This is a genomic window from Chitinophaga sp. HK235, assembly GCF_018255755.1.
Classification (GTDB): Bacteria; Bacteroidota; Bacteroidia; order Chitinophagales; family Chitinophagaceae; genus Chitinophaga.
This window is the reverse complement of the sequence record NZ_CP073766.1, coordinates 4,206,478-4,229,164: the sequence shown is the minus strand read 5'-3', so window position 1 is coordinate 4,229,164 and position 22,687 is coordinate 4,206,478. Positions and strand designations below refer to the sequence as shown.

Here is a 22,687-nt window from a genome sequence, read left to right as displayed (position 1 = left end):
AATCATTAAATCCCTAAATATTTTATGCTTTTTCCAGTGTGAAGTTAACCGCTGTGGTGAGGCGTTTCATGGCAATGGCCAGCTGGTTTTCAACAGTTTTGACGGAGAGGTTCAGTACAGTGGCTACTTCCTTGTAACGAAGCCCATATTGTTTGACCAGGATGTACACCATTTTACATTTGGGAGGAAGTTGTTCGATGGTATATTCCATTTTGCGTATCATTTCAGCGGAGATCATAAGTTGCTCCGGATCGCTGTCAAAAGAAATTTCCAGTTTATCATCTGCGGTAATGGCTACCTGTCTGGTAGTAGCTTGTTTACGCATATGATCGATTGCTTTGTTTTTGGCTACGACAAAAAGATATACCTGCGGATTTTTAATGTCCGTTAGTGATTGTCTTTTTTGCCAGCAATGCATAAAAACATCGTTCGTAATTTCTTCTGCCACTTCTTTGGAACGGGTGAGCGAGAAGGAAAAACGCAGTAGTTTTATGAAGAAATGATTGTAGAAAGCTTTAAAGGCTGTCTGATCATTGTTCGCTGTGATGTTTTTAAATAATTCATTGATTATACCCTGATCCATCCCTTGTAAGCCACTGATGTTGGTTGCAATAATATATAACGCAGATTACGCTAAAGTTAACAAAATAAATTGTCTGGTAATTTTTTTTGTCGCTGGTATTTTTTTGTCGTAGAATGATATTATCCGCACCAATTCAGCATTAATCGCTGCTATACTGGGAAGCTATTTTTTGCAGGATATCATAAACATCTCCTGCGTTACCTTCCTGATACCTGCGCGCCCAGAAAGATACCAGCCATACAGACAGCCGGTTGGCATATTGATCTCCCCTGGCCAGGGCCGGGTCGATACTGCGCAAACTGCCCGTCCATGCGATATCTGCGATATAGGCTTCTGCCTGTGGTTCCCCGTTGTTGGAGCCCTGTTTCATTTTTTCGTATAGTCCGGTCAGTGATTCCCGGTACCCGGATTGTTGTTGCAACAGGTCGTGGGTGGCTATTAATTTATCTACATAATAGACGGCCCGGGAACTACGGTATACTGCCTGTGGCAAAACCTGATGAAAGTATTCGCTAAAGTGGTCGAAGCAGGCTTTCAGCAGGTGGCCGTCCCGGCCTGTAAATTGAAAGATGGCAATGACGGGCGCCAGGGCATTGGTATGATATTGCTCGATGGCCTGTTCAGGCGTTAAGGGGTCCTGCTGTGCAAAGAGAGCCCGCATCTCCAGGCCCCAGTTCAGCATCAGGTCGGCAGGGTGACCACTGTTTTTTCCCAGCTCCAGCCGGTCATAACAGATAAACTGCAGCGCGGCTCTTATGCTGTCTGATTCCGGTTCAGGACCCTGCCATGGATTTTCTGCCTGGTTGCTGGCGGAAGTGGCTGGAGAAGCACCATCTGTCACCAGCGTGCCGGCAGCAGCGGCTTGTACCATCTCAGCGGCGGCCAGCTCCTCTGCCGTAAGCGGAGTAGGGGCAGCATCTCTCACCCGGGTATAGCCTACCAGTTTATAGGCAGCGAAAATAACCGACAACATCCCCACCACTACCACACTACTAAACACAATGCTGAGAGCCCGTTTGCTGGCCCACCACCGCTCTATCAGCCACCAGCAGACACCCAGTAAAAAGGCACCGGCAATGGCCACTCCTGTGAATACGAATGTTTCCGGATAAAAATTTTTTTCCGAAGCGGATGCTGTATGTAAATACCGGTAGTCAAAAAGAAAGATGAAAAGAAAAGCTACAATGGATATCAGCAGGTTAGACAGAAAGACCTTCTTCCAGAAATGATTTTTACGTGTATCCATCTCCGTTCCCTTCCGGCGAAACAGCCGAATGATACCATATAATATGCCAGCCCATAAACAGCTGGTGAGCAGCCATACGACAGGTGTTACAAACATATCGCATAAGCTGTTATGCTGTTCACCCGGAGGCAGTGCCCCGGGCAGCGTATCCAGCTGGTACAGCCATCCAAAGGGCAGGCTGATGATTTCGTATTGTGAGGCTATCCGTATGCCGGCATCTTCCATGGCCATGGTATCAACGTGGATGGCGCCAAGAAAAGAAGTGCCGAAAATGCCGGCTATCAGTAGAATTTCAATAATGATGATGTACTTGAATAGTTTGTTTTCCATAAGTGATAGGCTAACCTGTACAAATATATATTATTAAAAAAATTATTCAGAAAAGGTAAAAAAAGAAGAACAGGCTTTGGGGGTTTTTGAAATTATTTTCGTCCTTCTGTCGTAACACGGATTAAAAATAAATGATCGAGGGTAACCGGATAAATATTTTGATGGCCAGGAAGGTATCCGGAGAGGCCAGCGCAGCGGAATTGAAAGAGCTTGAAATGTTGCTCATGCAGTTCCCTGAATTACAATATGCTTTTACCATTGTAGAGGATATAGATGGCGTGGGGCCTGTGAACGGGTTTACTGCTGAAGAGGAAGCCCGGCTGGCCAGCGAAGGACTTGACCGCATGAACCTGTTCCTGCAACAGGAGCAGGAACATACTGTGGTAAAACGTATCTCTCCCTGGAAGATGTGGACGGGCATCGCCGCCAGTATTGCAGTGTTGATCTCCGTTTGGGCCATATGGCCGGTGACACCTGGCAAACAGGCTTTCCGGAATGAAGTAGTTACTAAAACAGGCTCTAAAACCAGTGTGGTACTGCCGGATGGCACCACCGTGGTGTTGAATGCATGCAGTCGTTTACAATATGATGCTACCCGCTTCCTGAATGGAGAAAGGGAAGTAGGGCTTACCGGAGAAGCTTATTTCGATGTAAAACATGATCCTGCACATCCTTTTATTATTCAGACAGGTCATGTGAATATACGGGTGTTAGGTACTGTATTTAATGTAAAAGCCTATGCCGAAGATGCAAGGATCGAAACAACGCTCCTGAGCGGGAAAGTAGAGGTCAGCTTCCCCGAAGGAAAAACAACAGGAGGCCGCAAAACTGTGCAGCTGCAGCCTGAACAGAAACTTATTATTGAAACAGAACAGGACAAACCAACAAGCGTCAATAAAAAGAACAACTTTAGCATTACGCCGGTAAAGAGTGTCATCACGATGGCAGGTGATGATCCGGCAGCGGAAAAACCAACAACAGCCTGGGTAAATGACCGCTTTGATTTTGATAATGTAACATTTGAACAACTGTCGCATGATCTGGAACGCTGGTACAATGTGACCTTGCAGTTTAAGAATGACCGTTACAAACAGGAAGTATTTACGGGTGCTTTCCGTAAGCAGGGCATTGAAGATGTGCTACAGGCTTTACAATTGATGTCGGGCTTTCACTACGAAATGAACACGAAGGAAAATGTTATCTATATATGGTAAAAGCGGACTAACTATTATTTGATTATTGAACTAAATCTTATTGCCGGCATCTAACGCGCTACGGTGCAGGCATCCGATAATTTTTTGCGGACAGCAAAAAGGGAAATGCGGCAACATTCCCCTTTTACAATGCTGGCTAAACAACGTAAACCGATTCGCGAGAATCCGGTAATGGCTTATTATTTAACCTAACGAAACAAATTTATGAAAAAAAGCTATTGGTGGCCTTCTGATATTCCCCGGCGGAATATGAGGAAACTGTTATTGCGTATGAAACTAACCTCCGTATTGCTTTGTGCCGGGTTTTTACAGCTTAGCGCACATGGATTTTCGCAGGAGCGCATCAGTGTTAATTATCACAATATTAACATTGGAAAGCTGCTGAATGTGATCGGGCAGAAGAGTGACTACACTTTCCTGTATAAAAATGCCAGCATTCCTGACCGGAAGATCTCTATTGCCATGAAAGATGCTCCGGTACGCGATATCCTCGATAAAGCACTGGAAGGCACCTCTCTGGGATATAAGGTCATGAAGGATAATCTGATCGTGATCCTGGAAGCCGGAGAAACTGTTGCCAATGTGTCTGTTAAAGGCCGTGTGACTGATGAGTCCGGTCAGCCGCTGATCGGCGTGACTGTACTGGTGAAAGGTACTACCCAGGGTGCTAAAACAGATGTTGAGGGCCGCTTTAAAATGGAAGTTCCCGAAAACGCCATCATCGAGTTTTCCTATGTTGGATATGAATCACAACAGATGAAAGCGAAAGATGGTGCTATATACAACATTGCCCTGAAAGCCAATTCCAGCGGATTGAATGAGGTAGTGGTAGTCGGTTATGGCAAACAAAAAAGGGTGAATCTGAGCGGTGCCGTAGACGCCATCTCCGGCAAAGAACTGGAGAGCCGTCCTATCTCCAATATCAACAACGGTTTACAGGGTCTGCTGCCCAACCTCAATATCACCAACACCAATGGCCGTGTTTCTTCCGCTGCCAAGTTTAATATCCGCGGTATGACTTCTATCAACGGTGGAGATCCTTTTATCCTGGTGGATAACATCCCTTTCACCAGTGACGAAGTATCCCGCCTCAACCCCGCCGATATTGAAAGCGTGACCACCCTGAAAGATGCAGCATCTGCTGCTATCTACGGCGCCCGTGCCGCTTTCGGTGTGGTGCTGATCACCACCAAATCCGGTAAAGACGGCCGTATTGCAGTAACTGCCAACAGCAACTATGCAGTACGTACACTGGGACTGGTACCTAAAGTCATTACCGATCCGCTCACCACCATGGATTACAAACATGATGCAGCTACACCGCTGTATGATCTGTATCCTGCTGCTGAAAGGGCTTATGCGCAAAAACTGAAAGACGATCCCTCCTTACCTAATGTTATTGTCAACCCGACAGATAAAACCAAATGGAGCTATTACGGCACTACCGACTGGCTGCATGAAGTATATCAGAAATCTGCGCCAGCCTACAATGCCAACTTCAGCATCTCCCGCGGTGACGAGAAACTGAACTACTACCTCTCCGGTGACTATTATTCACAGGATGGTATGCTGCGGTATAACCCAGACAAATACAACCGCTACAACATGCGGGCAAAAGCCACCTATACCTTTAATGAACGCGTGAAAATAGGTACCAATACCATGTATACCAATACGACCTATGCTCAGCCTTCCAGCACTACTGATTACCTGTTTTTCCATAATGCCAACCGTACACCGTCTTTAAGTGTGCCCCGTAACCCGGATGGTACCTGGACTTCCGACGGTGCTGCCCTGCTGGGTAACCTGCAAAGCGGTGGCCGTTCTACCGATACCTGGAGCGAGTTTATGACCACCCTCAATGCAGAAATAGGACTGATCAAGGATGTATGGACGCTGAAAGGTGACGCTACTTTCCGCAGAGGCAATGATGTGGGTAACTCCTATATACTGCCTGTGCCTTACCGCAAAGGACCGGACCAACCTTTTGAATATACCAGTGGTAATAAATCTTCCGCTGAAAATAACTCTACAGCTGTAAAGTATAACGTTTACAACTTCTATACTGATTTCCATAAAACTTTCAACAAAAAGCACTACGTTGGAGCACTCGCTGGTTTTAACCAGGAATACCACTACTATAGCTTCTTTAATGTTGTAAGGCAAGACCTGATCAGCCAGCAATATCCATCACCACAGCTGGCTACCGGTAATATCACCGAAAAACAATCCATCGAAGACTGGGCTGTAAGAGGTATCTTCTATCGGCTGAATTATATCTATGATGATAAATACATCGTGGAAGTAAACGGCCGTAATGATGGTTCCTCCCGTTTTCGCAATGACAACCGCTGGGGCTTCTTCCCATCTGGTTCTGTGGGCTGGGTACTCTCTAAAGAAAAATTCTTCAGTGGTATCAAACAAAACGCAGGTATCGACTTCCTGAAACTGCGCGGTTCCTACGGTTCCCTCGGCGATCAGCAATGGGATGCTTACGGATATATGCAGCTGATGAAATCAAAAAACATCAATTCCGTACTGAATGGCCAGCTGCCAATAGGCGTGTTTGCTCCTCAACCGGTAACAGCTACCTATACCTGGCAGACTGTAAAAACAATCAATGGCGGTATCGATATCTCCCTGCTGAAAGAAAGATTATCGTTTAGCTATGACCGTTATACCCGTTATACAAACGGTATGTTTGCTAAAAGCCAGGAATTGCCTTCTGTATACGGCGCTAAAGCACCCAGAACCAACTCTGCTGACCTGAAAACAAGAGGTTGGGAAATGACGCTCTCCTGGCGCGATCAGTTTAAAATCGGTAAAAATGACTTCAGCTACGGAGTTAGATTACTGGTGGCCGACAGCCGTTCCTTCATCACCCGTTACACCAACCCAACCGGTACACTCGAGAATTACGACGCCTCCAACCTGCAGGACAGGAACTATTATAACGGCCAGGAAATCGGCGATATCTGGGGGCTCGAAACAGAAGGTTTCTTCCAGAACGAACAGGAGCTGAAATCACATGCCGATCAAAAGAAAGTGGGTTCTGATGATCAGAAATACCTGTTCTATGTAGGTGACCTGAAATTCAAAGACCTTAATGGTGATGGCGTGATTGACTACGGTGATAATACTGTTTCCAATCCCGGCGACAGAAAAATCATCGGTAACAATGCTCCCCGTTTCCCTTACAGCATTGACCTCTATGCTTCCTATAAAGGTTTCGACTTCCGTGCACTGATACAAGGCATTGGCAAAAGAGACTGGTACCCTAATCCGGGCAATCACTATTTCTGGGGCGTATATGCACAACCCTGGACCAACGTTCAGGTACATAACCAGGACAGATGGTCTCCGGAAAACCCTAACGGTTATTTCCCGCGTCTGAAATCCTATATCGCGGAAGATGCTACCGAACTGGGTGCACCACAAACCAGATACCTGCAGAATGCGGCTTATACCCGTCTGAAAAACGTAACACTGGGTTATACACTGCCCAAGTCACTTACTGAAAAAGCGAAGATCGCCCGGTTACGTTTTTATGTCAGTGCAGAGAACATCTTTACCATCTCTCACCTGAAAGCCAACATTGATCCGGAAGGACTGGACGGCTCCGTTTATCCTTATCAGAAAACCTATTCGTGCGGATTGAACCTGAACTTTTAATGAAAGCTAAAAAGTGCAACATGAAAAACAAACGGCTTATTATACCATTCCTGATACTAGGATGTGCAGCGGTGTCCTGCAATAAGGATTTCCTGGAACGTCTGCCACAGACAGAGATTTCTCCCGAAGCCTATTTTAAGACACCCAAAGACCTGGAGACTTATATATACGGCCTGTATGATGAGAACCTGTCTGCTCCCTATGATGACAACAACTCCGACAATGTCTCCGGTAATACTGGCGGAGAACTGGATAAACTCGTACGCAACACCCTGGACCCTACGACCGTAGGAGGATGGGATAACTGGAACCAACTGCGCAATATCAACTTTATGCTGGACAATGTGGGCAAAACACAGGGCGATCCGGCTGATATCAATCATTTTGTGGGTGTAGCACGCTATTTCCGGGCAAGATTTTATGCTGAAATGATCGCCCGTTATTCTGATGTGCCCTGGTACAGCCATGCAATGAACGACGTAGACCCTTCCCTGTACAAAGGACGGGATCCTCGTGCAGCGGTGGCGGATTCCGTACTGGCCGACCTGCAGTTTGCCGTGGATAACATTAAAGTGGATAAAAAAGATAACGGTACCCGTGTCAATAAATTCACTGCGCTGGCGCTGATGTCTCGCTTTTGCCTGTTTGAAGGCACTTTCCGCCGCTATCAGCCGGAACTTAAACTGGACAATACCGCCGATACATGGCTGAAAAAAGCGGTATGGGCCGCTGATCAGATTATGACCAACGGCGGATATGAAATATACAATACCGGCAGGGGTGGAGCAGATTACCGTGATCTGTTTTCAAGCCTTACGCTGAGTGGTAACAAGGAGATTATCCAGTGGCGCGACTATCCGCAGAGCCTGGGTAAAGGCAACAATACCCATACTGTATTAGGCTGGACCTGGTCGCTCAGCCAAAGCCTGGTATACAGCTACCTGATGAAGGACGGTACTCCCTTCACTTCACAGCCTGGATACGACAAGATGGGCTTCGTGGCTACCTTTAAGGACCGTGACCCTCGTTTGGCTGAAACCGTGTCCTATCCTGGTTTCTCCACCACACAGGATGCTTCGTTGTACATCCCCAAACCTAACCTGGGTGCATATGATCAGCTGAAATTTTATCCCCGCGATCCCAAACAGCGTGGTGGATGGGATGCGAACTATACCGCATTGCCGGTATACCGCTATGCTGAAGTGCTGCTGAACTTTGCTGAGGCCAAAGCTGAACTGGGTGAGCTGTCACAAGCTGATCTGGACAAGTCCATCAACCTGCTGCGTCGTCGTGTGCAGATGCCGGACCTCAACCTGGTGGCTGCCAACGGCAATCCTGATCCGGTGATGAACAACCAGTATACCATCAATAGCGCCAATAAAGGAGTGCTGCTGGAAATACGCCGTGAGAGAAGGGTGGAAATGGCCTGTGAAGGTTTACGCCTGAAAGATATCAACCGCTGGAGAGCTGGTGCACGTATCAAGGAAATACCGGCAGGGATGTATGTACCGGCACTGGGTGGTATCGATATGAGCGGTGATGGTGTACCGGATATCGCTATCCTGCCCAATACTACAGATACTACTTCCATTGCAGGGCTGCCTGCTGACGTGAGAGCAAAGCTGAACCGCTTTTATCTCGTGGATAAAAACGGTGCAGAAAACAACTTCTATCTCGAAAACGGTACCAGCGGACATATTCTGTTTGCCAGCGACCGTGCAGGCCGTTTTTTCAAGGAACCACAGTTTTATTACCGTCCTATTCCCAAACAGCAGACCGTATTGAACGATAAGCTGAAGCAGATCATGGGCTGGTAAAATAAATTACTGACAACGAATTACAGATTGCGAATTTTACGTGGTGATTTCAGCGGATTCTTATTGTTTCATGTTCGCTGGATAACCACGGTTCGTAATCTGTAGTTCGTATTTTTTATTTACAATGACAATGAAAAAAACTTTGCTCACGCTCCTGTCTTGTTGCTGCCTGCAAACGCTGATAGCACAGGGATTTTCAGGGAAAGTGTATTCAGATGGGAATGCCAACGGCAAGCAGGATGCAGCCGAAGCCGGTATTCCGGGTGTAAGGGTATCGGATGGACTGACAGTGACTGTAACAGACCAGGGAGGTAACTTTCATCTGCCAGGACATGCCAGGGCGCGGTTCGTATTTATCACCACTCCGTCAGGATACAGGTCTACCAGTACATTTTATATCCGCACCGACAGTGCCCTTACAGCCTATAATTTCGGACTTCAGCAGCACAACAGGCCCACGAAGGATAAAGCAAGGTTTGTGCGGCTGGCAGATACGGAAACAACCCAGTTCAACAGCTGGATGACCGAAGCGAAGGAATATGCCCGCAATGAAGACGCCGATTTTATGATCCATACCGGCGATATCTGCTATGAAAAAGGAATGGCCTTTCATGCCCAATATGTTAACACTCAAACGATGGGGCTACCGGTATATTATTGCATCGGTAACCACGACCTCGTAAAGGGCCCTTATGGCGAGGCTTTATATGAATCGCTCTTTGGCCCTGTATTTTACTCCTTTGAAGCCGGTCCGGCCCATTTTATCGTAACACCTATGCGTTATGGCGACTACCAGCCTTCCTATACCGCAGAAGATGTAGTAAAATGGCTGAAGAATGATCTGGCACATACAGATCCTTCCAAACCGGTGATTGTATTTAATCATGACCTGCTTACCTATGATACCCTGTTTGCTATCCGGGCGGGCAACGACAGCATTAACCTTAATGAGCATAACCTGAAAGCCTGGATTTATGGACACTGGCATATCAACTTTGCCCGTACCCATGGCAACACTGATATCCGCTCATTGTGTGCTGCCCCGCCACCGGATGGCGGTATCGATAACTCCGCTTCTAATTTCGATGTGATAGATATCGATCCTAAGGGTATTTCGTTGGTGCAGCGCCGTTATACCTATGTGGAAAACCAATTGGCACTGGTATCTCCGGCAGCTGGCGGCGTAGCTTTCGACCAGGATAAGATGGTGATAAGCCTCAACGCCTACCACACCGCTTCTCCCGTTAAACAGGTGCGTTTCCGCCTGTACGATCAAAAAGGCCACCTGGTAAAAGAACTGCCGCTGCAACAACAAACAGACTGGAACTGGCGTGCAGCCACAGCAACACCGGTGGGTAAAAACGACGTATATACGGCCACGGTAGAGGCTACCCTTGGCACAGGCAGGGTATTGTTTGTTCGCGATACTTTCCGGCTGACAAAAACTGCATTGCCTGCCACCACTGGCCCTGAATGGCCGGAAGTGTTACAGAACGTACAACGTACCGGTGTCGCGGGTGCTGTTACTGCCGGGCGTCTGCAACTAAAATGGACGGCCAATACCGGTGGTAATATCTGGAAATCATCTCCCATCTGTGCAGGCGGTCGTGTATTCGTGGGCACCATCGATGATGAAAATAATACCCGTTGCAGCATTATCGCACTGGATGCCGCTACGGGCAAACGTCTCTGGCAGTTTGCTACCGGCAATTCCATCAAACACAGTATGAGTTACAGTGAAGGGCTGTTGCTGGCCACCGATGCAGAAGGTACTACCTATGCGCTGGATGCTGCTACCGGCAAGTTGCGCTGGCAGCACCAGGGACCGCATAAATCACTGCCTGCCTACAATTCAGGAGGATTGATACAAAACGGTATCTACTACACCGGTGCAGGCAATTATCTTCAGGCACTGGATATCCACACTGGTCAAGTGAAATGGACTAACAAAGACTGGGCGGGTGGCGAAGGTACGCCAGCCGCTATGACTTATCGTAACGGTCAGCTGATCACTTCCTCCAACTGGAGCCATCTGTATGCCCATGATGCTGTTACCGGTAAGTTGCAATGGAAACGCAGTGATGAAGGGATTCGCTTCCGTAGCGGTACCGCAGCGTTTTTTGATAACCTGCTGTATGTGCACGGCATCAATAAATTGCATGTGATTGAGCCGGCTACCGGTAAAACAGTGGACAGTATACCGGTAACGGCTGAACTGAAAACCATGACTGCACCGCTGGTAACGCCGCAGTACATCATCACCTGCACAGCCAGGGGCGGAATGATCGCCTACGATAAAGCAACCAAAGCACAGGTATGGCAGTTTGTGCCGGGAGAAGCCCTGTTTTACACGGCTCCTTATACTTCACCAGCTTCTGCTACGATAGAGTCTACGCCTTTGCTGGCGGGCAACCGCCTCCTGGTGGGGGCTTCCGATGGATTTGTGTATGTAGTGGATCTGGCCTCCGGCAAAGCCGTGAACCGTATTGCTACCGGGGCACCAGTGTTCGCTGAAATGGCGATTTATAACGGTATGTTATATGTGGCCGATTTTTCGGGGAATGTAAATGCTTATCGGCTGTAATAGCTTGTAGTACATAGTAAAAAGAGAAAGCGGAGATCATTGATCTCCGCTTTCTCTTTTTACGTTATGTTCAAAATGTGCTACAGAACTACATAAGCTGGTCGTTGGCTTTAGCTGCTTCTTTTGCGGCAGCCTGGCTATCACGGGTATTTTTCTGCACGGTGATGGCGCCGAAAACACTCAGCAGGAAGGCGAAGGCATAGAAGCCTTTTTCGCTGGGGAGGAGTGTGGCATTCCACAGTCCGATGATCAGCAGGAGAATGGTGAGCAGCATAGATACCCAGCTGATGCCGTAATAGATGTCTGTTACCGGAATACCTTCAAGTCTGTCACGTACACATTTTTGTACGGATACAGCAGCAAAAAGGCCATACATCAATACGGTAAAATAATAGCCTTTTTCATTCAGCTGCATGTTGGCATTCCACAGCCCGATGATAAATCCGAGGATGCCTGCAAACAGTGCGACCCACGAGGCTGCGATAAAAGCGAGTGACGGTTTTTGTTTCATGGAATACTTGATGTTAAAAAAAGGGATGAATGTTGGCGATACAAATGGCGGTGTTAAAAAATTATAATATAAGTATACTATTTATTTCTGATAAGTGCATGCTATGTTGAGGGGAAAAGATACCGGGTTATATAAATAAAAAAATCCCGGGCATTACCCGGGATTTTCTTTTGTAGCGAGGAGCGGATTCGAACCACTGACCTTCGGGTTATGAGCCCGACGAGCTACCTCTGCTCTACCTCGCAATGAGGATGCAAATGTAGGCAATAAAATCAAACTACAAAATTTAACGCAAAATTTTTTTGCAGTGAATGGGTAATCTATCTGTCTCTGTTAGAAAAATATATAAATAGCGATTTGATGAAATCCTTTGTGGTAGCTTGTTTTGTCGAGTGCGTGCTAAAGTGGATAACTGTTGTTGATAGCTAAAAAAAAATTAAGAATGCAGTGTCAACAGTGTTGATATACCTCTAATCAGATATCAGAATAGGTTGTAGGGCGCAGAAACAGTATTTCAGATTTGGATACATTATGGCTGTATTCCTGCATCGCAGATAGTTTTTTCCACGCAGGATCGGCTGAAAATGCTTTCCAGTGAGCATCACGGTCTGCCTTGTTATTGAAGGTGGTCATATACATCAGGTTGGGCATTTTACTGCCGGAGATGACGGACCCGTAAAACACCGCATTAAATCCCAGTTGTCGAAAGATGCCGATTTCATCGCCTTCGTTAAACATCTTCACTTTGTTGACATGATATTGTTCGGTAGGACTTTCATAACTGCGTAATTCGTATATCCGTTCACTTTGGGGTGCGGTGAGTGAAGGAAGTGTCATCATGGGCATACCGCTGAAAGCCTGTAACAAAACGGACTCAAGGCGGCTATAGGGAATATCATTGTACGCTGCCTGGAGATAGGATTGTCCGGCCTGCTGATAGGCTTTGTCTGAAGACAGTTTTTTGTCGAGGCTGATGAACTGTTCCATATTCCGGAAAGGTACGAGCACATAGATCCGTATTTCGGCGGTGTCTGCAGTTACTGGTTTGAAAACCCCTACGGTTTGGATGCCCGCACGGTGTAGTGCTGGTAAATAGGCTGTTTGAAGAAAGCTGTCTACGCTGGCTTCCTGAGCCGCTGTTTTGAGATGATAGATCTTTATCTGATAAAATTGCCGGTCTTTGGCAACCAATGAAAGAGTGCCCAGCAGCAGGGCTGCCAGCAGAAACGTGGAAAGTCTCATGTGTGAGTAATATTTAGTCTCAACAAAATAATCGATTTCAGAGAGCTTTAATAGTCCTGCGCTGAAAGCATTAATTTTGGCGAATACAGTATTATTCTAAAAATTGATATTATGGCGGATCCGGTCATGTTAATAGAACAAGCGAACAACCGTGGTACCATGTACGCGGTGGTAGAACAAGACGACAGAACGGCTTATTTTTATCTGTATCCTTCCGAACTGCTGGCCAATAAGTATTCTCCAAGGCCCTGCTGGCTGCGTAACCTGCAACCGGCGCCGGAGAAAAAAGATATTGCGGCGATGAAAGAAGGCATGGCTCCCATGCTGGAAGCCCGTTTTTGTAATCATCCTGAAGGCAAAGCGCCATTAGAGGCAGCGCTGATCAATATCGTGTGGATGGAAGAAGGTGACGGGGCTTCTCTTTTTTATGACGGAGAGCTGTTGGGCGTAATCCCCGGCTGGACCCTGTATTCAGACGAGCGCTCCGTAGCTTATGCGGCCGATTGTATCGGTGCTGAAGATGACAGCATGATGTTCCCGCTGGGTACTCCGGCCACCAACCAGCTGCACCAACGGGTAGCACAGGCCACTGCTTTCTGGGACGACTGGACCAGCGAAACCAACCAGACCTGGAGCATCCTGCAGCAGGAGTTCCTCAGCGCCTACGAAGCCCTGCTGGGGCCGGTAATACAATATTACGCCATAGATGGTGACCAGTGGCCTCCTATGGGTATGGCGCGTTTTGAAAAAGATGAAGTGGTGTATCTCCTGACACTAGGCGTGAGCATCCGGCCTATGCCCTGGGTGGAAATCCTCTATAGTGACAAGGCTCCGGGCTTCCGTCGTATGGAGCTGGCCCTGGCCATCAGCAAAAAAGACTACTCCGAAAAAGAGATCATGAACCTGGCCGGTATCGTATCGGGAATCGCAGACAGGCCGTGGAAACAGGTAACCTGGCTGGGAGAAGGGCATACTATCAGCTCCAGTGAGCTGCCGGCGCCTTATGAAAGCCTGGTGCTGTCGGCTGCATTATATAATGGACCGGCTATTGAACTGCCGAAGGTGTACAACGACACCGTGAATCTGTACTGGGTATCTCCGGTTACAAAACCGGAACGACTGTTTGCACATGAAAACCCCAATGGTGGCTATGAGCTGCTGGAGAAAATGATCCATCACGGTATTAACCATATTATACAACCCAGAGAGCAGGTAGTAGCCGGTTAACGGCTGCTACCTGTTACAGGGAATATGTCGGCCGACAGGCTTCTCAAAGCCTGTGCTGCGGCTGGTTTTATCAATACATAGCTGTGACCGTTAAACGCCTCGCTGTTGTCAGACACCTGATAAAGGAGGTAGGGGAGGCCATGGTCGCTCAGCGCCTTATTAATAGTCTTCATCACTATTTCACCGGGGAAGTCGGCTGCTTCGTCCGAAGCAGGGACCCGGTAAATCTGTTTGTTAAACATAAATCCGGAAGATGGTTGCTGAGTACCATTTCGCTTCTCAGGTAATTGTGCAAAAAATAATTTATTGCGGGGAAGCATTTGCTGCAAGGCTCTTTGGGTGCCGGTGAGCAGGCTGTATAGATTGTCCTCACTATCGAAGCAGGCCGGTGAGCAGGAGAGTGCTTCACGGTAACCTGCTGGATTTTGCTCCCGGATAGTTGCCTGCAGCAGGGCGGTGTTTCCGGCTGGCAGTACCTGATGCTGCTGGCAGATAGCTACAAAAGAATCTATTTGTGTTTTGCTGAGCCTGGAAGAAAGCTGGAAGTAGTCGCCTGGATAAACTGCATAGTCGTAGTCGCCCGGACTGCCGTTGTAACAGCCTTCTATCCGGTCAAACAAATAAGGAGATTGCAGCAGTGTGGCTTGTTGTTCGGTGAGCAACGCCAGGAAAACGGTATCCGGCTGGGGCTCGTAGCGGGTAAATCTGTTGGGCGTGATGAAATAAAAGCGCCGGTTGTCGTGTTGGTCTTCCAGATAATGATTGAGAAACTGGAAATTTTCCGGCCTTATCCAGGATTCAAATTCTTTTTCATCGATCGTTTCTTTATACAGCTGATTGTTGAGCAGCAGGGTGGCCGACAACAGTTTGGCGGACCTGCTAAGTGCCAGTTGTTCCTGATAAGGGTAGAGACCGTTGTTGCCGGGCTTTTGTTTGTGAATCCGTATATCCGTTGCTGTTAGTGAAAGTATTTTCCGGGAAATTTTATCTGTGACTGTTTTGAATACGGCCTGAATAGATGCGGGCGGTATGAGGCCATATTCATTTTGAGGGATAAAGTCGTATGGTTTTATATCTGTGGCTGTATAGAGCGGCACTGCATGGTTGCAGCAGCTGAGTATGTCATCGGAAGAAAGCAGGGTGAAGGGTTTATACCGTGTAATGATTTGGATTTTTTGCGTGTTATCTATGAGACCTGTCTGTTGCAGGCTGTCGAGGCGGTGCAACTGTTGCTCACGGAGATAGGGATATTTATCAAGATAGGTGATATACTTTCCCAGTTCCTGCAGGAAGGAACTATGATGGGTGGTGGCATAAATATTTTTACCGTTACTATAGTATTGTTGAATGGCGTGGTCGCTGGCAGGGAGGAAGCCGGCCTGCTGGAAAATGGCGACCCAATTGAGATAGGGTGCGAAAGTCTTCACTCTTTCTTGTTGGGCTTCGGGTGTATCTGTCTGATCGTTGACTGAAAATTCCACGGTGGTGTCTTTAAACAGTGGTATCATGGCCGGTCCAAACCAGCCGCCAATGCGGCTTACCAAGATAGCCAGGGTATTATTATAGCTCAGATCGTTTGTATAATTGAAGCGATAAAAGTCGGTAGCAAGGAGCAGAAAGTTGAACAGGTCCCGGCGGGAAGGAAACTGCTGTTGCAGGAATTGTTCTTCAGCAAACTGTTCGGTGTGGCCAGACCAGGGGTAGTGGTCAATATGAGCGAGGGAGTCCAGGAGGGCAGGCGGGATGCGGGTTTGACCGGGTATCCTGTCGATGAGGCCTGCATCTGCTACAAAGACGGATTGTGTAATCCCTTGCAGGGCAACGGTATCCAGGCCTTCGTATAATTTCAGGGGTTGTCCTCCGGCAAACCGTATCAGTTCATCCCGGCCGGTAGCCGTGAGTACCTGTTGGTCTGTCAGTGAACGGGCGATGTCTGTGACGGTGGTGAGGGGAAGTTGCTGGGCATGGGTGCTAAAACGGCTAATCAATAACAATGTCAATAAAAGATATTTCATGCGGTCTATGGTAAAGTTTGACCGAAGATAGCAGTTGTTGCCCATAAATAAGAGGCATTTTATATAGGCAATTATTTGAAGATGATTTTGTCGGAGGGGATGAAAAATGCTGTTGGATTGGGAGAAACGGGATTTTTTTATTTTTTTTCGGAAAAGCTGTAACGAAAGTTCATGGTGTGCTACTAATGATGTAAATGATTTGAAATATGAATAACATCATGATCGTCATCCGGGGGCACACATAAGGCATTGTACCGGTTCTGGCCGGAAAGAATACCACTAGTCTTGTATACCTATTTTGTACTAAAAGCTATCCGACTTGGAAAATAAGGAACAGGAATTTCTTGCACACATCGAAAAAAACAAAGGCATCATTCACAAGATCTGTAAAATGTATATGGATACGGCTGATGATCAACAAGACCTGTTTCAGGAAATTGTTTATCAGCTGTGGAAGTCCTACGGATCTTTTCAGCATCAGAGCAGCTTTTCTACCTGGATGTATCGCGTGGCCCTGAATACGGCTATTGTTTTTCTGAAGAAGGAAAAGCGGCAACTGCAGACCTCGGATGCAATGCCGGAATATCTGGCAGTAGAAGAACAACAATGGACAGTCAGGGAGCAGCAGTTGCATCACTTTTACAGGGCAGTCCAGCAGCTGGAAAAGCTGGAAAAGGCGCTGGTGTTCTATCATCTGGAGAACTACTCGCATAAAGAGATTGGGGAAAACCTGGGCATATCGGAAGTGAATGCCAGAGTGAAACTCAATCGGGCTAAAACAAAATTAAAAGAACTGATAAAACAACAAGGTTATGAATTTTGATGATATACAATCTGTATGGAATAATGATGACGACAACCGTCATATTGTAGTGCCCGGCAATCTTGCAAAGATCAAAGCAGTGGGGCAGCCGGTGGATAAGATCAGGAAGATGATGCAGCAGGAAGGCATAGTTCAGCTGTTATCTATCATTATACTGGCTTTTTTTCCGAAGTATTTTGGAATGGACAGGACTACGCAGTCAGCTTATTATTGTCTGTATGGTGTGATGCTGGCCATCAGCGGATATTACTTCAGTAAATTCCTACTGTTTTACAGACGTTTAAATTCCAATATGTTGACTACCAAAGACCATTTGTACGCGGTATATTATGATATCAAACTGAATATAGAGATGTATAGGTCTTGTACCTATAGCATACTGATGCTGGCGCTGGGCTTTGTGACGGTATACGGATTGGTGGATGCTAAGTTGGCCAGATTCTTTGCAGACAGGCATATTGAGGATATCACCATCATTACTGTGATTATTGCATTTGTGACGTTTACATTGTTGGTAAGCCTGTCTATGGAGTGGTGGATAAAATTATATTACGGCAAGTATCTGAAGGAAATAAAAGCAATCCTCGATCAGTTGCGGGAAGAGGTATAAAAAAATGGATTTTCGGATGTATTTTCCCGTTAACCAATGCTTAACGGGAAAATACGTACAAATACCTGTAATCCTTTTCTATGGCTTGTTTAGAGAGTTTAAAAACGAGTATGCCATAAAGTTGTTAAAAGAATTTTAAAATGATGATGACGGTCATCTTTGCGAAAAGATTTTAACTCTAATATTGTGTCATAAACCCCTGACTAAAAAATGCGCATTTCAGTCTCAGGATGCTGTTTTCTCAAAACTCTTTAAACCCAAAAAAAATGAAAAAGCTTATTTTATCTGCAGCTTTTGCTCTTGCTGCCTTTGCAGGTTACGCCCAAACAGGTGCCGCTCCCGTTGCTGATCGTCGTCCTGATGGTCCCGGATGCTGCAATTTTGACCTCGCTTGTGATCACGCTGTGGTTCTTGTTAGCCTTTGTCTGGAAAACATCATTGAAATCTGTCCTCCACTGGATATCTTAACTGCTAAGTTCGATTCCAAGGACGATTATAACGAAGGTCAGGTACTGGAAGACTTCTTCGGTCACCATACCAGCACTTTCTCTGTAAGTTCCAACAGGAACTTCAACGTAACTATTAAATCTGCTTCCCCCAACTTCCTGTATGTTGGTCCTGGCGGTGGCAATACAACAATGCCTTGCGGCACACTGTCTTACAACCTGGCCAGCAATGGCACTGGTGGTACCAACGCAACTCCAATGACATGGAATCCGCTGACAGTAGCGGCTGCTCCATTGATCAACAATGGTGTTCATGGTTTAAATAAACCTTTTGGTCTGAAATTTAAAGCAGATCCAGGATGGGACTTTGCTGCTGGTTCTTACAACCTCGGCGTTATTTTGACTGCAACACAGTTATAATACCTAAGATTGGACGCTTAAGTAAGCCTTTTCTCCGGAAGAGGCTTACTTGCCCCAAAAATCTTCATGCTGGATATTTCGTTGGATATTTTGTTGGATGTTTATTGGATGTATGTTTTCTATCAGATGTATGTTATCTATAAATGTTGGATGTTACCTCAAATAAATTGGATGTTACCTCATTAAGTTGGATGTTACCTCACTAAGTTGGATGTTTTTTGCGCTAGATATAATGTTCGATGTCAAACCCCCTGTCAGCCCGATGAAATGGTCGTTACCCATATTGTATGTGTTATGGCAGCTTAGCTGTAATCTCTATAGCCCGGTTGTATTCGGGCAGGGAGCCACCGGTTTTGCAGTAACCGTCAGGGACTCGCTGACTGCCAATAAAAATAACCGCTTCTTATATAATAACATTAAGATTTTCAATAAGGATAACCGGGCACAATCATTTAATTTATCGGTGACGGTCCCGGATGGCTGGCGGCTAATGGCCCCTGCAAAGGTGATGAGCAAAGTGCTGGAAGCCGGTCAGTCAGAGATTATACCGGTTGTGCTGATGCGGTTGCAGAATGCACCGGCGTCCTGGGAGCCGGTGAAGGTGCAGGTTGATGCAAAAGCTTATAAGTTTTATATAAAAGCGGAACCCATCTGTGAGTTTTATGTTACCCCTATTACTAATGTCGTCACGTTGAAAGGTCAGGAAAAGGATTTTAAAATAACGCTCCGGGTAAGGAACACCGGTACCATACCCGGAACGTATCTGACCAATGTGAGAAATAATAATCTTGAGATCAATAGTTCTAAAGCTATCCGGCTCACTCCCGGTGCAGATACGATATGTACTTTTTCCTACACGCTGAAGGACAAGGCCATAAGCAAGCTGATGACGGAAAAACTGAACGTAAATGTTACAGACACCTCAGGTGTTAGTTATATGAACTACGTTAAGCTGGAAAGGGCACAGCATGAACGAAAGGAAAAAGAATCCCCGTACCCGATATTTCCGCTCTGGTTCGAAACAGGCGTTATGATATGGGGAAAGCAGGTTAGTTACTATGGTGGTATGCACGGTGAGATCCCCATTGGTGACAACAAGCTTTCCTTTTTTTACCGGACAAAACAATACGGCCTCGGCAATACCCTGGAAAAAAATGTGTTTGGCTTCGGTTATCAATCTAAACACTGGGATCTTTATCTGGGCCATATGAGCGATATCAAATATTTTTTCACCTACGGAAGCGGGGGAAAACTTACTTACAGATCCAACCCCAATACGGTATTTACTTTAAGTGTTACCAAGCATAGCGATTTCATGACCTACTACATGAATGATAATATCACAGGTACGGCAAAATATTCCCTCAAAAAAATAAATATCCTCCAGGGAGTATCTGCAGACTTTGATCATGGTCTGCATCGTACCGCTTATCTTTTTAACAATGAAGTACAGTTATTCAATACAGAGAAGGTGACGCTGGGGGTGAATGCAGGTGTAGGAATAGACCATTATCTGCGCAAGGTGGCCGGTTTTCCGGACAAGCCAGGAGCCGCACTGGGATATAATTTCTCCTATAGAGGTAAAAGGATTAATTTTTCCAGCATGATACAATATAATGGTGATTATTACCCGGGACTTAACAAAGGACTGTTGTTCCATTCCCATGATGTAAGCTGGAAGTTTAAAAACAATGCACTGGGTATTTTTTATCAGTACAACCGGTCTGGTGTAAATACGCTTCGGGACACGATCTATAATACGGATGCATTTAAATTCAATTTCACCAAGTATGGGCTGAAATACAGCAATTCTTCGATGAACAGGTCTTTGTCACTAAGCACTGGCTTTTTGGAACAGAGCGCTTCGGTTGCAACTACGATGCCCAAATATATATTCGGGGAGGTATCTTTCGGACAACGGGCCGGCAAGAAATTTAACTTCATCCTGAACTCGCTCAGCGGTTATAATAGCTCTTACGGGACCAATAAAAAGCCTGTATTATTGACTAATACAAATGTCTCTGCAAGTTATAAGTTTTTTGGGGTGAAGGGGAATTATATGCAGCAGCCGATTTTTGACAATACCACCGAAAAAAACTTTCTGCGATATGTTCAGACAGTGCTGGCAGGGCCTTATCTAATGTTCAATTTGTTTAAAAGAGTAAGGACAAATGTTTATTACAATTTCTCCAAATCGCTTTACGATAAAACCATGTACCATCAGATAGGCGGTAATATCAACTACAGTGGCGGCAAGAACGGACTGGATGTAAATGCCTCTGCCATGGTGCCACTGGAAACAGGAAGTTTGACACCTAATGGCCTGAGTGAGAAGTATATCAGTGTATCAATTATTAAGAAGTTTAATGTCCCATTAATTTTCAAGAAAAAGTATTATACCTTAAACCTTTTACCTTTTTTTGATGTTAATGCTAATGGAATCAAGGATGCAGGAGAACAGCTTATCCCTAATCTGCAGATCAGTATCAACAGCATTCCCTTTATCTCAGATGAAAGAGGCTCTATTTCCTATAGAAATGTAACTCCAGGTAATTATAAATTGGATTTCGGAGGAGCAAACAATGTAAAAGGCGTCATTCCTGCATCAGGCATCATCCAGAGTATTCCGGTCAACAAAGATGTCACTGTTTTCGTGCCCTTTAAAAGGAGCAGAGTGATTACAGGGAGTATCGTGATCAACTCTGACTCTTTAGCTAAAAGCAACTTCCCTCGCAACAATATCAAAGTAATCGCAACAGACAGTACAGGCATGCTGTATAGCACGCTGACAGATGATATGGGTAGTTATTTTCTCAATGTGCCCGCCGGCAAATATGCGGTTTCGCTTAATCCGGAGGCTTTCAATGAAAAAATAAAACCCAGAATACTATCCTATACAGTAGATGTAGGCATACAGCTGGAAGCAAAGGCAGACTTCGAAATTGTAGATAGAAGCAGAATGGTCAGGTTCTTTCGCAAAACGGAAAAGTAAATGTATCCCCAAAATATTAAACCCCATTGTTATGAAAAACAAGAGATTGATTTGTTTGAGTATGCACCCCAAATCGTGATAGCTCTATTCTTATGATAACCCCGAAAGATTATTTCTCTTTCAAGAAAATTTAGCCATATCTCCAATGCTGAGTCGTTTGTTGAAACGAGCCTTGTATGTATTGTCATGTCCTAATTAATTCAGTAAAGATGAAAAAGGTAATGATCATTGAAGAGGAAGCTGATTGTAAACATTCATTAACCCCGATTATGCATTCTTTTAACCCCGTTGCTACTGTAGACGAGCTGCTGAAAGCGCAGGTCGATGACGGAAACGTAACAAGCGTTAAAAAGAAACGCATCATCTATTCGGAAGGGAAAACTGCAGCGTCCATTTTTTATATCCTGAAAGGAAAAGTAAAAACCAGTAAATGGAATGAAGAAGGAAAAGAGCTGATCACCGGCCTGTATCATGAAGGCGATTTTATCGGATTCAACGCTCTGCTGGATAGCGGCAGATACCGCGAAACAGCTGAAGTGATAGAAGATGCAGAACTCATTATTATTTCCCGGACTGATCTGGAATATCATTTTGAGTATAACAGTAGCTTTCTTCGCAAGTTTCTGGATATACTGGCAGCAAACATTGCCGAAAAACAGGAGCAGATGCTCAGAATGGCCTACAGCCCGCTCCGTAAAAAGGTGGCTGAAGCGCTGCTGATCACATACAAAAAGTATAATCCTTCCAATAAGGGCGAGTTCAGTATGAACATCAGCCGCTGTAATCTGGCAGCCCTCGCCGGCGTAGCTAAAGAGTCGCTGATACGAACCCTCGGTGATCTCCGTGATGAAAATGTCGTTCAGATAAAAGATGGAAAAATTATTATAACGGATATAAGAAAGCTGGAACATCTGATCTATTGTTCCGATGGGAGATCGAATATTTAGTTAAGCCT

General features: G+C 45.8%; 15 protein-coding genes and 1 tRNA gene. 10 read left to right on the top strand and 6 right to left on the bottom strand.

The features are described from left to right. Positions 1-22: 22 nt before the first annotated feature. Together KD145_RS15400 and KD145_RS15395 are read right to left on the bottom strand one after the other, a co-directional pair. The gene (locus tag KD145_RS15400) at positions 23-583 is read right to left on the bottom strand and encodes an RNA polymerase sigma-70 factor (RefSeq protein ID WP_211999663.1); all 561 of its coding nucleotides are present in this window, start codon (positions 581-583) and stop codon (positions 23-25) included. Positions 584-722: 139 nt separating this feature from the next. Further along, on the bottom strand, positions 723-2,159 hold the full coding sequence (locus KD145_RS15395; RefSeq protein WP_211999661.1) for a hypothetical protein: 1,437 nt from the start codon (positions 2,157-2,159) through the stop codon (positions 723-725). A gap of 161 nt (positions 2,160-2,320) precedes the next feature. On the opposite strand from KD145_RS15395, the gene KD145_RS15390 reads away from it, so the two are divergent. The 4 genes from KD145_RS15390 to KD145_RS15375 all read left to right on the top strand — a co-directional run bounded on the left by KD145_RS15390 (position 2,321) and on the right by KD145_RS15375 (position 11,446). Continuing rightward, entirely contained in the window at positions 2,321-3,373 is a 1,053-nt protein-coding gene (locus KD145_RS15390; RefSeq protein WP_211999659.1) for a FecR family protein, read from the top strand. Between the two features lie 270 nt (positions 3,374-3,643). Next, a complete protein-coding gene (locus tag KD145_RS15385; protein WP_211999657.1) occupies positions 3,644-7,045 on the top strand; it encodes a SusC/RagA family TonB-linked outer membrane protein in 3,402 nt (1,133 codons plus the stop codon). A gap of 20 nt (positions 7,046-7,065) precedes the next feature. Next, positions 7,066-8,862: a RagB/SusD family nutrient uptake outer membrane protein gene (locus tag KD145_RS15380; protein WP_211999655.1), complete on the top strand. Its 1,797-nt coding sequence runs from the start codon at positions 7,066-7,068 to the stop codon at positions 8,860-8,862. A 130-nt stretch (positions 8,863-8,992) separates the two neighbouring features. Next, the gene (locus tag KD145_RS15375; RefSeq protein WP_211999654.1) at positions 8,993-11,446 is read left to right on the top strand and encodes a PQQ-binding-like beta-propeller repeat protein; all 2,454 of its coding nucleotides are present in this window, start codon (positions 8,993-8,995) and stop codon (positions 11,444-11,446) included. An 88-nt stretch (positions 11,447-11,534) separates the two neighbouring features. On the opposite strand, the gene yiaA is transcribed toward KD145_RS15375, so the two are convergent. The 3 genes from yiaA to KD145_RS15360 form a co-directional block, all read right to left on the bottom strand. Continuing rightward, complete coding sequence (gene yiaA, locus KD145_RS15370) at positions 11,535-11,957, bottom strand: inner membrane protein YiaA (RefSeq protein ID WP_211999652.1); 423 nt, start codon at positions 11,955-11,957, stop codon at positions 11,535-11,537. A 173-nt stretch (positions 11,958-12,130) separates the two neighbouring features. Then, positions 12,131-12,202, bottom strand: a tRNA-Met gene (locus KD145_RS15365). Positions 12,203-12,431: 229 nt separating this feature from the next. Next, positions 12,432-13,199 (bottom strand): NIPSNAP family protein, encoded by a 768-nt coding sequence (locus tag KD145_RS15360; protein WP_211999650.1) that lies wholly within the window; start codon positions 13,197-13,199, stop codon positions 12,432-12,434. A 111-nt stretch (positions 13,200-13,310) separates the two neighbouring features. On the opposite strand from KD145_RS15360, the gene KD145_RS15355 reads away from it, so the two are divergent. Then, positions 13,311-14,426, top strand: a complete 1,116-nt coding sequence (locus KD145_RS15355) for a suppressor of fused domain protein (RefSeq protein ID WP_211999648.1) — start codon at positions 13,311-13,313, stop codon at positions 14,424-14,426. On the opposite strand, the gene KD145_RS15350 is transcribed toward KD145_RS15355, so the two are convergent. Further along, positions 14,423-16,441 (bottom strand): hypothetical protein, encoded by a 2,019-nt coding sequence (locus KD145_RS15350; RefSeq protein ID WP_211999646.1) that lies wholly within the window; start codon positions 16,439-16,441, stop codon positions 14,423-14,425. The genes KD145_RS15355 and KD145_RS15350 overlap by 4 nt on opposite strands. Before the next feature lie 319 nt (positions 16,442-16,760). Here KD145_RS15350 and KD145_RS15345 point away from each other — a divergent pair, with 319 nt between their 5' ends. The 5 genes from KD145_RS15345 (at position 16,761) to KD145_RS15325 (ending at position 22,679) form a co-directional block, all read left to right on the top strand. After that, complete coding sequence (locus tag KD145_RS15345) at positions 16,761-17,264, top strand: RNA polymerase sigma factor (RefSeq protein WP_211999644.1); 504 nt, start codon at positions 16,761-16,763, stop codon at positions 17,262-17,264. Beyond that, positions 17,254-17,874, top strand: a complete 621-nt coding sequence (locus KD145_RS15340) for a hypothetical protein (RefSeq protein ID WP_211999642.1) — start codon at positions 17,254-17,256, stop codon at positions 17,872-17,874. The genes KD145_RS15345 and KD145_RS15340 overlap by 11 nt, the downstream gene beginning before the upstream one ends. A 266-nt stretch (positions 17,875-18,140) precedes the next feature. Then, a complete protein-coding gene (locus KD145_RS15335; protein WP_211999640.1) occupies positions 18,141-18,740 on the top strand; it encodes a hypothetical protein in 600 nt (199 codons plus the stop codon). 262 nt (positions 18,741-19,002) lie between these two features. Then, a complete protein-coding gene (locus KD145_RS15330; RefSeq protein WP_211999632.1) occupies positions 19,003-21,732 on the top strand; it encodes a hypothetical protein in 2,730 nt (909 codons plus the stop codon). A gap of 209 nt (positions 21,733-21,941) precedes the next feature. Next, positions 21,942-22,679 carry a Crp/Fnr family transcriptional regulator gene (locus KD145_RS15325; RefSeq protein ID WP_211999630.1) on the top strand — a complete coding sequence of 246 codons (738 nt, stop codon included), beginning with the start codon at positions 21,942-21,944 and terminating at the stop codon, positions 22,677-22,679. Positions 22,680-22,687: the final 8 nt, after the last annotated feature.